The following is a 12763-nucleotide window of genomic DNA, read 5'->3' as shown; positions in this document are numbered from 1 at the left end:
GTCGGGTATCCGGCGAGACTCGGCAGGATCACAGAAGGATAACGGCGACCTACTGGTCTGGCAAAGCCAACCGGTAGACCCGGCGGCTGTTGTCGTAGAGGTGCGCCGCGAGTTCGGTCGCGTCGGTGCCGCGGATGTCGGCGAGTGCGCGCACGGTGTACGGCAGGACGTACGACTGGTTCGGCGCCCCGCGGAAGGGATGCGGGGTGAGGAACGGTGCGTCGGTCTCGACGAGCACGAGCTCGTCGGGGACCACGCGGGCGGCGGCCTGCAACGACGCCGCGTTGGCGAAGCTGACGGTGCCCGAGAAGCTCAGGACGTACCCGCGTTCGACGCACTCGCGCGCGATGGCCTCGTCGCCGGAGAAGCAGTGCATGATCACCGTCTCGGGGGCGCCCTCGTCGGCGAGGACGTCGAGCAGGTCGCGGTCGGCCTCGCGGTTGTGGATCATCAGCGGTTTGCCGACCTCCTTGGCGAGGTCGATGTGCCATCGGAACGACTCGTGCTGAACGGATTTCGGCGCACAGTCGTCGGACTTGTCGAGCCAGTGGTAGTCGAGCCCCGTCTCCCCCACCGCGACGACCCGCGGATGCACGGCCATCGCGCGCAGCTCCGCGGCCGTCTCGTCGTTCAGGTCGCCGGCGTGGGTCGGGTGCAGCGCGGTCGCGGCCCAGGCACGGTCGTCCCATTCCGCGGCAGCGATGGCCCACCGGGCGTCGACCATGTCGTCGGCCACCGTCACGACACCGCGCACCCCGACGGCCTCGGCGCGGTCGAGGATCGCCGCGACCGTTGCGGCATCGCGCCCACCGCACGCAGCGAGGTGGGTGTGGGCGTCGATCAGCGGGCTCAACGGCTCGGGATCGGGCGGGGCCTCGCGACGCTTCGACCGGCTCACAGGTCGACCGTCCCGGTGATGGTGGACACAGTGGCCCCACCGACCCAGATGTCGGTGCCGTCGTCGTCGACGAACACCCGCCCGGCGCGACCCATCGCGGTCCCCTGCGCCGCGACGTAGCGGGCCGGGATCTCCTCGGTGGCGCGCAGCCAGGTGGCGAAACCGGCGTTGAGGCTGCCGGTCACCGGATCCTCGGGAACGCCGTCGCCGGGGGCGAAGGCGCGCACCTCGTAGTCGGCATCGTGACCCGCGCCGCGATAGGCCCCGATGAGTCCGACCTCGTGGTCACCGAGGGCGGCGTGATCGGGCCGCACCTCGAGGACACGTTCGCCCGAGGTCAGCATCAGGCCGATCCACCCGGGCCCGTTGTCGACCCAGTTCGACGCCACCACATCGGAGGGATGGAGTCCGAGCGCCGCGCGGATCTCGGCGAGCACGTCGGCGTCCACGGGTCCCGATCGACGCAGCGGGGGCGCGGCGAACGCGAGCCGGTCGCCGTCGCGGCGGATCGCGATCAGTCCGGCGCCGCACTCCTGCACGATCACGTCCGCGCGCGGGCGGCCCCCGGACTCCAGCCAGGCATGTGCCGATCCCAGCGTCGGATGACCCGCGAACGGCAGTTCGCCGCCGGGGGTGAAGATCCGCAGCCGGTAGTCCGCGGCCACGTCGGTCGGTGGCAGCACGAACGTCGTCTCCGAGAGGTTGGTCCAGCGCGCGAACGCGGCCATCTGGTCGTCGTCGAGGCCCCGCGCGTCGAGCACCACGGCGACGGGATTCCCGGAGATCGGACCCGATGCGAAGACGTCGACCTGAGCGAAGGAACGGGAGGTCACCATGGCTGCGAGCCTACGTTCCGCCGCCGAACGGACCGACCCGACCACCCGCGGTGTCCGCGCCTGTAACGCATCGCCACCCACACCGATAGTGAGAACAAGCACGCGATGGTACGTAGGCGTACCTGGTCGTCGCGCGCCGCGGGGTCGACCGATCCCGACCGAATGCGAGAACCGAGGAGAACACGATGAAGACCACGACGAAGCAGCGCTGGGCAGCAGTTCTGACCGCGGCGGGGATCGCGGGGATGACCGCGGTCGGCCAGGGAGCGGGCGCCGCATCCGCGGACACGGTCATCGACGGCATCAATGTCGGCGGTCGGATCGAGCAGGCGTACTTCGAGAGGGGGGGCGTCGAGAAATGGGGCGGACCGCGCAGCACCGAACTCCGCGCACGCAACAACGGGCGGTTCCAGGTGTTCGCCAAGAACACCGCGTTCTACTGGAACGCCGGCGTCGATTACGGGCGCGCCCACCAGATCAGCGGTGCCATCCGCGGCAAGTGGGCGTCGCTGAACTGGGAGAACGGCGCATTGGGCTACCCGGTCACCAACGAATTCGGGCAGGGATCCGCGCGGGTCAGCATCTTCCAGGGCGGCACCATCTATTGGTCGCAGAACACCGGTGCCCACCAGATCTGGGGCGGGATCCTGTCGAAGTGGCGGGCGCAGGGCGGCGTCAACTCCGCCGTCGGCCTCCCTGTCAGCGACGAGATCCGCCTGGGCAACAACACCTTCCTGCAGCGGTTCGCCAACGGGGTCATCTACTTCCCCTGATCACGCCGAGCCGATCGTCATCACGCACCCGCGTAGCGTCGGCTCACGATGACATCTGGTGACGCCCGTGACCCCGACGCCGCGACGGGGTCGGTGACGATCGATCGACTCGTCGACCCCTCCGATCCCGACCTCGTCGCACTGCTGACCGCGTGCGTCGCCGACCTCAACGAGCGCTACCCCGACTACTCCCCCGACCCGGTCGTCGCCGGCGCGGAGTACTTCGTCGCCCGACTCGACGGCCGGGGTGTCGGCTGCGTCGGGCTCCGCGACATCGGCGGCGGCCGCGGCGAGATCAAGCGGATGTTCGTGCACGTCGACGGTCGGCGCCGCGGGATCGCGGCCCGGCTGGTCACCGCCCTCGAGGAGCGCGCGGGCGAGCGCGGTATGACGAGCGTGGTGCTCGAGACCGGCATCCGACAGCCGGAGGCCATCGCGCTGTACATCGCCGTCGGCTACACCCCGATCGACGCGTTCGGCGAGTACGCGAGCAGTCCACTGAGTCGCTGTTTCGGCAAGGCCGTGCCGAGCACACGGCACTGACCATCGCGTGTCGCCCGGTGGTCACCGCCGGTTCGCGTCGGGTTGGCCGGAGGCCGTTAGCGTCGGCGCCCATGTTCTCCCCTCGCCTCCGCGCCGCGCGACGCCGCGCGACCCTCCTCGCGGCGGTGCTCGTCACGGTGACCATCGCGTCGTCGACGGCGGGCCTCGCCGACGCCCGGCCCGGTGACCACGGACAACCCCGCCGCGCCGTCGACCTGCAGGCCCATCGCGGTGGCATCGGGCTGACGACCGAGTCCACGCTCGAGGCGTTCGACACCGCGATGCGACTCGGCGTGACCACACTCGAACTCGACACCCAGGTCACCCGCGATCTCCGGGTGGTGATCTCCCACGATCGCCAGATCTCGGGCGACAAGTGCCGCGACACCGCGCCCGCGACCCCCGGCGACCCGCAGTTCCCGTACGTCGGCCGTTACATCCGCGACCTCACCCTCGCTCAGATCCGCACTCTCGACTGCGGTTACCGACAGCTGCCGCAGTTCCCGAACCAGCGACGTGTCCCCGGCGCGAAACTCCTCGAACTGCACCAGCTGTTCGACCTCATCCACGAGCGTCGGGCGTTCGGCGTGCGGATGAACATCGAGACGAAGGTCGAGGCCGGTTCACCCGAGCAGACCCAACCGCGCGAACTGTTCGTCGGTCGCGTCCACGACGAGATCGCCCGGTCGGGCCTCGCCCGCCAGATCAGCATCGAGAGTTTCGACTGGGGCGCACTGCGGGTCATGCACCGACTCGACCCCCGACTGCCCCTGATCGCCCTGACCAACAAGGACTTCCTCCAGGTCGGCCAACCGGGACGCTCACCGTGGCTCGGCGGTCTCGACGCCGACGACTTCGGCGGCGACCTGGTGCGCACCGCCCGCGCGATCGCGGGCGTCACCGCCATCTCGCCGGTGCAGGGCACCCCGCAGGACGGCGCCATCGGCGACGCCGGCTTCGTGCCCTACCCCGACGCCCGGATGGTCGCCGACGCCCATCGCGTCGGCCTGGCGGTGATCCCCTGGACCGTCGACGACCCGGCGACGATGGCCCACTTCATCGACCTCGGTGTCGACGGCCTCATCACCGACTACCCCGACCGCCTGCGCGCGGTGCTGGCGTCGAAGGGGTTGCCGCTCCCGCGACCGGTTCGGTGAGCCGCTAGCGTCGGTCGGATGAGTCGGAACGACACCCGCACCGGAACCGCTCGCGTCGGCGACCTCGACATCTACTACGAGGACGCCGGCGACCTCGACGCCCCGCCGGTGCTGCTGATCATGGGCCTGTCCGCGCAACTCACCATGTGGCCGTCGGGGTTCTGCGAGCTGCTCGCCGCCGAGGGCCTGCGGGTCATCCGTTTCGACAACCGCGACATCGGTCTGTCGACCCACCTCGACGGCGTCCGCGTCGGCGGTTCGATGATCGCGCGGATGGTGAAGACCGAGTTGGGCATCGGGAGCTCGGTGCCCTACACCGTCCCGGACATGGCCGCCGACGCCATCGGGGTCCTCGACCATCTCGGCATCGAGCGCGCCCATGTGGTCGGGGCGTCGATGGGCGGCATGATCGCGCAGGTCGTCGGCGGCAAGTATCCCGAGCGCGTTCTCTCCCTCGCGATCCTGTTCTCCAGCACGCTGCAGGCCCTGCTCCCACCACCCGATCCCCGCAAGCTCCTCGCGCTGATCTCGGGTCCGGGCAAAGGCGCCACCCGCGAGCAGTACATCGCCGGATCGGCGAAGGCGATGCAGACCATCGGCAGCCCCGCCTACCCGCTGAGCGACGCCGAGGCCCTGGCGATGGCCACCGAGTACCACGACCGGTCGCACAACCCGGCCGGGGTGATGCGGCAGATGACCGCGGTGATGGGCAGCGGCAGCCTGCGCCGCTACGCCCGGAAGGTCACCGCGCCGACCGTGGTCATCCACGGCAAGGCCGACGGCCTGATGCGGCCCTCGGGCGGCAAGGCCATCGCGCACGCGGTGACGGGGTCGAAGCTGGTGCTCATCGACGGCATGGGCCACGATCTGCCCGAGCCGCTGTGGCCTCAGATCACCTCGGAGCTGTTCGCCAACTTCCGCCGCGCCTGAGCCCGCACGGGTGGACCGATAAGCTCTCCCCACCATGGCATCGGCAGCGAAGACACCGTTCTACATCACCACCGCGATCGCCTACCCGAACGGCGTACCGCACATCGGGCACGCCTACGAGTACATCTCGGCCGACGCGATCGCCCGGTTCAAGCGGCTCGACGGGTTCGACGTCTACTTCCTCACCGGCACCGACGAGCACGGGCAGAAGATGCAGCAGACCGCGGCGGCGCAGGGCATCGAGACCCGGGCCCTCGCCGACCGCAACGCCGCCGCATTCCGCGATCTGCAGCGTGCACTCGGCAGCAGCTTCGACCGGTTCATCCGCACCACCGACGACGACCACACGACGGCGTCGCAGGCGATCTGGCAGCGGATGGCCGACAACGGCGACATCTATCTCGACACGTTCAGCGGCTGGTACTCGGTGCGCGACGAGGCCTACTACGCCGACGACGAACTCACCGTGGCGCCCGACGGCAGCCGCACGGCCACCGCGACCGGGACACCGGTGGAGTGGACCGAGGAATCGAGCTACTTCTTCCGGCTGTCGGCATACGGGGACAAGCTCCTCGAGCTCTACGAGTCGCACCCGGAGTTCATCGGACCGGCGACGCGGCGCAACGAGGTCGCGAGCTTCGTGCGCGGTGGCCTGCGCGACCTGTCGATCTCGCGCACCACGTTCGACTGGGGCGTGCCGGTGCCCGGCGATCCCGATCACGTGATGTACGTGTGGGTCGATGCCCTCACCAACTACCTGACCGGCGTGGGCTTCCCGGACACCGACCCCGATGCGTTCGCCCGGTTCTGGCCCGCCGATCTGCACATCATCGGCAAGGACATCGTCCGGTTCCACTGCGTGTACTGGCCGGCGTTCCTGATGAGCGCGGGCATCGAACTGCCCAAACGTGTGTTCGCACACGGGTTCCTGTTCAACAAGGGCGAGAAGATGTCCAAGTCGGTGGGCAACGTCGTCGATCCGTACACCCTCGTCGAGCAGTACGGCCTCGACCCGCTGCGGTACTTCCTGCTGCGCGAGGTGTCCTACGGGCAGGACGGGTCCTACAGCCACGAGGCGATCGTCGCCCGCATCAACGCCGACCTGTCCAACGAGCTGGGCAACCTGGCGCAGCGGTCGCTGTCGATGATCGGCAAGAACTACGACCACACCGTGCCGACGCCCGGTGCCCTCACCGACGACGACGCCGCGCTGCTCGCCCGAGCCGACGGCCTGCTCGAGAAGGTGCGCGCCGAGTTCGATGACCAGGCACTGCATCTCGCGCTCGAAGCCCTGTGGGAGGTGCTCGCCGAGACCAACCGCTACATCTCGGCGCAGGAGCCATGGAAGCTGGTGAAGGTCGATCTCGACCGCGCCGGAACCGTGCTGTGGGTGTGCGCCGAGGTGGTGCGCATCGTCGCGCTGCTCGCCCAGCCGGTCATGCCCGACGCCACCGGGAAGATCCTCGATCTCCTCGCCGTCGACGCCGAGTCGCGCACCTTCGCCTCGATCGCCGACCGCCTCGCCGCGGGTGTCACGTTGCCCGCGCCGTCGCCGGTGTTCCCCCGGTACGACACCAAGAGCTGACGTGACCCACGCGGCCGAGGACCTCGGTCCCGGGCCCGCTCCGGTCGACGTGCTCGGTCGACTCGACGACGCGACGCGGCTCGCGGGTCGGCCCGGGCCCGCCGCGGTGATCGGCGACTGGCTGGGCCACGCCGCGGTGATCGCACCCTCGATCCGTCTCGACGCGGGGGTCGCGCCGCCGGATCGACCGCACGGATGGTGGTTCGGCCACGTGTCGTTCCCCGACCGCGTCGCCGAGGCCGCCCTGCCCGCGGCCGTCGGAGGCGTGACCGACGGGGTGCTCGTGCACGATGACGACCGGTGGGCCTATCGGACGATCACCGGAACACCCTGCCCCGACTGGATTCGCGCGTGTCTCACCCCGAATCCCGCCGCCGATCCACCCCGGCCGTGGACGGCCTCGTGGACCGCTCCCCCACGCGAGCCGCACGACGAGGCCATCGGCGCCTGCCTGGCCGCGATCAGGGCCGGCGAGGTCTACCAGGCGTGTGTCTGCACGCGCTATCGCGGCGACCTGCGCGGTGCGGCGATCGATGTGGCGCGCACGGGCATCGCGGCGCTGGCTCCGCGCAAGGCGGCGTTCCTCTCCGGCGGGTGGGGCTCGGTGGTGTCGTTCTCCCCGGAGACCTTCCTGCGGCGCACGGGTGAGGACGTCGTGTCGAGTCCCATCAAGGGCACCGTCCCCGCCTCGACCGATCCGGCCGCGCTGCTCACCTCGGTCAAGGACGTCGCCGAGAACATCATGATCGTCGACCTCGTCCGCAACGACCTCGGACGCGTGGCCGTCGCGGGATCGGTGACGGTGCCGGAACTGTTGGTGACCAGGCCGGCACCGGGGGTCTGGCATCTCGTGTCCAGCGTCGCCGCGCGGGTGACCTCCGCGGTGGGCACGACGCAACTGCTCGACGCGACGTTCCCGCCGGGGTCGGTGACCGGGGCACCCAAGGTGCGCGCGCGAGAGTTGCTGCGACGGTGGGAAACAGACGCCCGCGGCGTCTACTGCGGCGCGATCGGCGTCGTCGCACCCGACGGCGATCTCGATCTCAACGTCGCCATCCGCACCGTCGAGATCGCCCCGGACAACTCGATGCAGCTCGGCGTCGGCGGCGGCATCACCATCGACTCCGACCCCGACCGGGAGTGGCAGGAATGCCTCGACAAGGCCGCGAGCATCGTGGGCCTGCGCCACGTCGGCGGCTGACCGCCGCCGGTCACCGCCGGGCCAACGCCGCCTGATACAGCTCGCGTTTGCCGGCACCACCGCGCGCGGCGATCTCGGCGCACGCGTCCTTGAGTCGCGCGCCGTCGGCGACGAGTGCCTCCACCGCGTCGACGAGGGTCTCCAGATCGGCCACCACCGGTTGAGCGCCCTCGATCACGACGGTGATCTCCCCGCGCACGCCGTCGTGCGCCCACCGGGCGAGTTCGGCCATCGGGCCGCGCCGGACCTCCTCGTAGGTCTTGGTCAGCTCCCGACACACCGCGGCGCGACGGGTCGGGCCCAGCACCTCGACGGCGTCGTCGAGGCAGTCGGCGAGCCGATGGGGGGACTCGAAGAAGACGACCGTGCGCGGCTGGTCGACCAGTTCGGCCAGCCACGACTTACGCGCACCGGACTTGCGGGGCGCGAACCCGTCGAAGCAGAACCGTTCGACCGGCAGCGCCGACAGCGCGAGCGCGGTCGTCACCGCCGACGGACCCGGAAGGCACGTGATGGGCAGGTCGGCCTGCGCGCACGCCAGCACCAACCGGTACCCGGGATCGCTCACCGACGGCATGCCCGCGTCGGTGACCAGCAGCACGGTGAGGCCGTTGTCGATGTCGGCGAGCAGTCCCGGCGTGCGCTGGGCCTCCACCTGGTCGTAGTAGCTGACGATGCGTCCGGTGATCTCGACCCCGAGAGCGGCGGCCAGCGACCGCGTCCGACGGGTGTCCTCGGCGGCGACCACGTCGGCGGAGTGCAGCGCGTCGCGCAGCCGCTGGGAGGCGTCGCCGGGCTGACCCATCGGAGTCGCCGCCAGGATCAACACACCGCGCCCGTTTCGAGACGTCTGTCCGGTATCGGACCGTTCGTGCGCTGCGTCATCCGTCGTCGTCATCACCGCACAGCCTACGATCGAGCACGTGACCCTCGCGCCTCCGATCACCGACGCGGTCGACCGCTACGACGGCCCGACCGACGACGGTGGCGCGGCGGAGGACCTCGGCCGTCGCCCCGGGCCGTCGATCCCCGCTCCGGTGTTCGGCGCCGACGACCGCAAGCGGGGATGGATCGTCGCCGCGGTGCTGACCGGGATCGCCGCGATCACCCGGTTCTGGGGGCTGGCCAGCCCCACCGACAACGGCACCCCGGTGTTCGACGAGAAGCACTACGTGCCCCAGGCCTGGCAGGTGCTCACCGGCGGGAACTGGATCGAGGACAACCCCGCCTACGGGCTCGTGGTGCATCCGCCGGTCGGCAAGTGGTTCATCGCCGCCGGCGAGGGTCTCTTCGGTTACACCCCGCTGGGCTGGCGGTTCATGTCCGCGGTCGTCGGCATCGTCATGGTCCTCATCGTCTACCGACTCACCCGCCGCGTCACGCGCTCCACGCTGATCGGCGCCATCGCGGGCGTGTTCATGATCGTCGACGGCGTGACGTTCGTGTCGTCGCGCGTCGGGATGCTCGACATCTTCCAGATCTTCTTCGTGCTCGGTGCGATGGCGGCGTTGGTCGCCGACCGTGATCAGATGCGCGCCCGGCTGCATCGGGTGTCGGTCGAGGGCCGCATGGCCGACTCACCGTTCGGGCCCCGGTTGGGTTTCCGCTGGTGGCGTTTCGGCGCCGCGGTGCTGCTCGGGCTCGGATGCGCCACCAAGTGGTCGGGCATCTACTTCGTGTTGTTCTTCCTGCTGCTGTCGGTCGGGTTCGACGTCGCCAACCGCAAGGCCTATCACGTACAGCGTCCCTGGCTCGGCACACTGCGTCGTGACCTGATCCCGGCCGGGTTCAGTCTCGGCGCGGTGCCGATCATGGTCTACCTCGGCAGCTTCGCGCCGTGGTTCGCCGGTGAGACGTCGGTCTACCGCTACGAGGTCGGCAACGCCGTCGGCTACGACGGCCCGTTCTCGTGGGTGCCCGGCGCCTTCCGGTCGCTCTGGTACTACGAGGCCGGGATCCTGAAGTTCCACGAGGGCCTGACCAACTCCGCGGGCAACCACCACCCGTGGGAGTCGAAGCCGTGGACGTGGCCGATGAGCCTGCGCCCCATGCTCTACGCCGTGCAGAACGGCCCCGACCGGTGCGGCGGCGGCGAATGCATCCGCGTGCAGATGCTGATCGGCACGCCCGCCATGTGGTGGCTGGCGTTCCCGATGCTGCTGTGGGGTCTGTGGCGGTGGATCCTGCGCCGCGACTGGCGGTACGCGGTGGTCATCGTCGGCTACGGCGCGGCGTGGCTCCCCTGGTTCGCCAACCTCGACCGTCAGATGTACTTCTTCTACGCCACCGCGATGGCGCCGTTCCTGATCATGGGGTTGGCGCTGTGCGTCGGTGACCTGCTGGGCGCCGACGGGCGATGGGCGACGTTCGGCCGGGAACGCCGCATGCTCGGTGCGATCGTCGCGTCGATCTACATCGGTCTGGTGATCATGAACTTCGTGTGGATGTGGCCGATCCTCACCGGAGCGCCACTGTCCCTGCACATGTGGAACATGCAGATGTGGCTGCCCAGCTGGCGGTGATCTCGCCGGAGATCAGTTCGGCAGGCGTCCGCGGAGGGTGTCGGTGGTGGCGAAGTCGCCGCCCACGAAGTTGCGGTCGAGGCTCGTCTGCACGTCGAAGTAGCGCAGCGGCAGGTTCTTCAACCGGTTGTCGGTGACGCGGAACTCCACACGGTTGCCGATGATCCGGGTCGGGACCTGGACGATCTGGTCCTGATCGGTGCCGACCGGGTTGACGATCAGCGGGACGGGAACCGGGGTGCCCGGGCGAACCGGGAAGCCCTTGAGCAGCGGACGACCGATTGCCGAGATCGCCGCCACGGCTTGTCCGGTGCCGCCGGTGACGTTGCGCGGACCGTAGAGCAGCACCGAATAGTTCGGACCGTAACCCCGTCCGACACCTGCCTTGGTGCGCACGACGATGGTGATGTCGAGGCGCCCCACGGCGCGGTCGTAGTCGACCGTGGTCGAGGTGATGTCGACGCTGCCGACGACCGCCTCGATAGGGGACCGCACCGTCACCGACGCCGCCGACGCCGGTCCGGCGGCGGTCACCACGCCGGTCACCGCGGCCAAGCCGGCGAGCGCGACGGCGGACAGACGAGCGGCGGAACGACGAGCAGTGCGATGCATACAGACCCCTGAGGCGATTCCGAACGGACGTGTCCGGAGAAGTATTGCAGTTCGCACGCCCCCGCCGAACGACATCACGCGGACCCGTCCGGCGGCCGCTCAGCCGCCGAGTCGGCCGGACACCCTGTCGACGCCGAGCGGGCTGGTGACCGTCCCGTTGCCCGCGCTGGTCGCGGTGACATCGAACGCGGTGAGAGGCAGGTTCGCGAGGCGGTCGTCGGTGGCGGTGACGACGACCGACGCACCGTTGTAGGAGATCCGGGCGGGGACGACGGTGTCCTGCCCCGACCCGGTGCGGTCCACCGCGAGCGAACCGCGCGCCGGCACGCCGACCACGCCGGCACCGATCGACGCGCCCCGTCCGATGACCGGGCCACGCAGGGTGATGCTGTAGGCGGGACCGCCGAGCGCCGCCGGGGTGGGCACGCCCCGGAGGAACACGGTGGCCGACACCCGCCCCAACGCCGGTCGGTAGTCGACGGTGGCGGCGAGGATGTCGACATACGGCGCGTTGAGCAGCGACGGCGGCGACAGCACGGTGTTCGGGGGCAGCAACGCCGCCGAGCCGGTGGTGGGCGCGGCGGCGCCGGGCGCGACACCGACCACGACCCCCGCCGTGGCGGCGAGGGTCGCGATCGCGGCGGTCAGGCCGCGGCGGCTGATCAGGGCGGTACGGCCGATGCGTGGCATCACGTGGTCTCCAACTGTCGCGAATGTCCGGTACCGAAAAGTACCACACATCGTTCGCGCGGAGAACGACCGCGTCTCCTCCGTCAGACGGGGTGCGCCGCCAACCACTGCTTGGCGATGTCGGCGGGCTTGGTGCCGTCGGCGGCCTGTCCGTTCAAGGTGATCAGATCGGCGGTGGTCAGCTTCGCCGACACCGCGTTCAACGTGGTCGTCACGGTGTCGGTCTGCTTCGACTTCTTGATGACGGGCAACACGTTCTGCGCCGAGAAGAGCGACTTGTCGTCGGTGAGGGCGACCAGCTTGTTCTTGGCGATACCCGGGTCGGTGGTGAAGAGGTTGGCCGCCTGCACCTGTCCGCTGGTGAGCGCGTTCATCGTCAGCGTGCCGCCGGCGTCGAGCGGTACGAAGCTCTTGAAGGTGACGCCGTAGACGTCCTTCAGGCCGACCACACCCTGCACGCGGGTCTTGAACTCCGGAGCGGCGCCCAACGCCAGTTCTCCTGCGACCGGCGCCAGATCGGAGACCTTCGCGAGCTTGTACTTCGAGGCGGTGTCCTGGGTGACGCAGATCGCGTCCTTGTCCTCGGCGGGCGAGGGGGTCAGGCCCACGATGCCCTCGGGCAGCTTCTGGGTGAGCTCGGCGTCCACCGCCTGCGGGGTCGACGCCGTCGACTTCTCGTCCAGGTACTTCAGCAGCGCGCCGGTGTACTCGGGCACGAGGTCGATCGACGAGTCCTTCAGCGCCGTGAAGTACACCTCGCGGCTGCCGATGTTGAACTGGGTCTTCACCGCGACACCCTTGGATTGCAGGGCCTGGGCGTAGATCTCACCGACGAGCTGGCTCTCGGTGAAATCGGCGGAGCCGATGATGATCTGGGAACCCGACGAACCCGACTGGTCGGTGCTGCTGTTGAGCGGGTCGCCACCACAGGCCGAGACGGTCATGACGGTCGCGGCGGCGATGGCGGCCGCGACCAGGGTGGTCTTCTTCATGGGTTCTCCTCGATGTGGTGACGC

General features: G+C 69.8%; 13 protein-coding genes. 7 read left to right on the top strand and 6 right to left on the bottom strand.

The features are described from left to right. Positions 1-49: 49 nt before the first annotated feature. A complete protein-coding gene (locus TU34_RS06090) occupies positions 50-946 on the bottom strand; it encodes a TatD family hydrolase (protein WP_045821972.1) in 897 nt (298 codons plus the stop codon). Next, positions 895-1734, bottom strand: coding sequence for a PhzF family phenazine biosynthesis protein (locus TU34_RS06085; protein WP_045821971.1), 840 nt, complete (start codon positions 1732-1734; stop codon positions 895-897). The genes TU34_RS06090 and TU34_RS06085 overlap by 52 nt, the downstream gene beginning before the upstream one ends. A 185-nt stretch (positions 1735-1919) precedes the next feature. On the opposite strand from TU34_RS06085, the gene TU34_RS06080 reads away from it, so the two are divergent. The 6 genes from TU34_RS06080 to TU34_RS06055 all read left to right on the top strand — a co-directional run bounded on the left by TU34_RS06080 (position 1920) and on the right by TU34_RS06055 (position 7923). After that, on the top strand, positions 1920-2507 hold the full coding sequence (locus TU34_RS06080) for an LGFP repeat-containing protein (RefSeq protein WP_045821970.1): 588 nt from the start codon (positions 1920-1922) through the stop codon (positions 2505-2507). A gap of 48 nt (positions 2508-2555) precedes the next feature. After that, positions 2556-3050 carry a GNAT family N-acetyltransferase gene (locus TU34_RS06075; RefSeq protein WP_045821969.1) on the top strand — a complete coding sequence of 165 codons (495 nt, stop codon included), beginning with the start codon at positions 2556-2558 and terminating at the stop codon, positions 3048-3050. Positions 3051-3121: 71 nt separating this feature from the next. Further along, entirely contained in the window at positions 3122-4207 is a 1086-nt protein-coding gene (locus tag TU34_RS06070; RefSeq protein ID WP_052688776.1) for a glycerophosphodiester phosphodiesterase family protein, read from the top strand. Between the two features lie 18 nt (positions 4208-4225). Continuing rightward, on the top strand, positions 4226-5137 hold the full coding sequence (locus TU34_RS06065) for an alpha/beta fold hydrolase (protein WP_045821968.1): 912 nt from the start codon (positions 4226-4228) through the stop codon (positions 5135-5137). 34 nt (positions 5138-5171) lie between these two features. Beyond that, the gene (gene metG, locus TU34_RS06060) at positions 5172-6722 is read left to right on the top strand and encodes a methionine--tRNA ligase (RefSeq protein WP_045821967.1); all 1551 of its coding nucleotides are present in this window, start codon (positions 5172-5174) and stop codon (positions 6720-6722) included. A 1-nt stretch (position 6723) separates the two neighbouring features. Further along, positions 6724-7923 (top strand): aminodeoxychorismate synthase component I, encoded by a 1200-nt coding sequence (locus TU34_RS06055; RefSeq protein ID WP_082079929.1) that lies wholly within the window; start codon positions 6724-6726, stop codon positions 7921-7923. A 10-nt stretch (positions 7924-7933) separates the two neighbouring features. Here the strand turns inward: TU34_RS06055 and rsmI are convergent, their stop codons facing one another. Beyond that, the gene (gene rsmI / locus TU34_RS06050) at positions 7934-8821 is read right to left on the bottom strand and encodes a 16S rRNA (cytidine(1402)-2'-O)-methyltransferase (protein WP_045821966.1); all 888 of its coding nucleotides are present in this window, start codon (positions 8819-8821) and stop codon (positions 7934-7936) included. Positions 8822-8864: 43 nt separating this feature from the next. On the opposite strand from rsmI, the gene TU34_RS06045 reads away from it, so the two are divergent. After that, positions 8865-10445, top strand: a complete 1581-nt coding sequence (locus TU34_RS06045; protein ID WP_045822225.1) for a dolichyl-phosphate-mannose--protein mannosyltransferase — start codon at positions 8865-8867, stop codon at positions 10443-10445. 12 nt (positions 10446-10457) lie between these two features. Here the strand turns inward: TU34_RS06045 and TU34_RS06040 are convergent, their stop codons facing one another. The 3 genes from TU34_RS06040 to TU34_RS06030 form a co-directional block, all read right to left on the bottom strand. Further along, positions 10458-11057 carry a hypothetical protein gene (locus TU34_RS06040; protein ID WP_045821965.1) on the bottom strand — a complete coding sequence of 200 codons (600 nt, stop codon included), beginning with the start codon at positions 11055-11057 and terminating at the stop codon, positions 10458-10460. Positions 11058-11156: 99 nt separating this feature from the next. Next, complete coding sequence (locus TU34_RS06035; protein WP_150116419.1) at positions 11157-11750, bottom strand: hypothetical protein; 594 nt, start codon at positions 11748-11750, stop codon at positions 11157-11159. Positions 11751-11830: 80 nt separating this feature from the next. Next, positions 11831-12739: an ABC transporter substrate-binding protein gene (locus TU34_RS06030; protein ID WP_045821963.1), complete on the bottom strand. Its 909-nt coding sequence runs from the start codon at positions 12737-12739 to the stop codon at positions 11831-11833. Positions 12740-12763 lie beyond the last annotated feature (24 nt).

Origin of the sequence: Williamsia herbipolensis, assembly GCF_000964005.1 — a bacterium.
GTDB lineage: Bacteria > Actinomycetota > Actinomycetes > Mycobacteriales > Mycobacteriaceae > Williamsia_A > Williamsia_A herbipolensis.
Note: the sequence above shows the minus strand (reverse complement) of the source record. Positions and strands in the feature narration are given on the sequence as shown.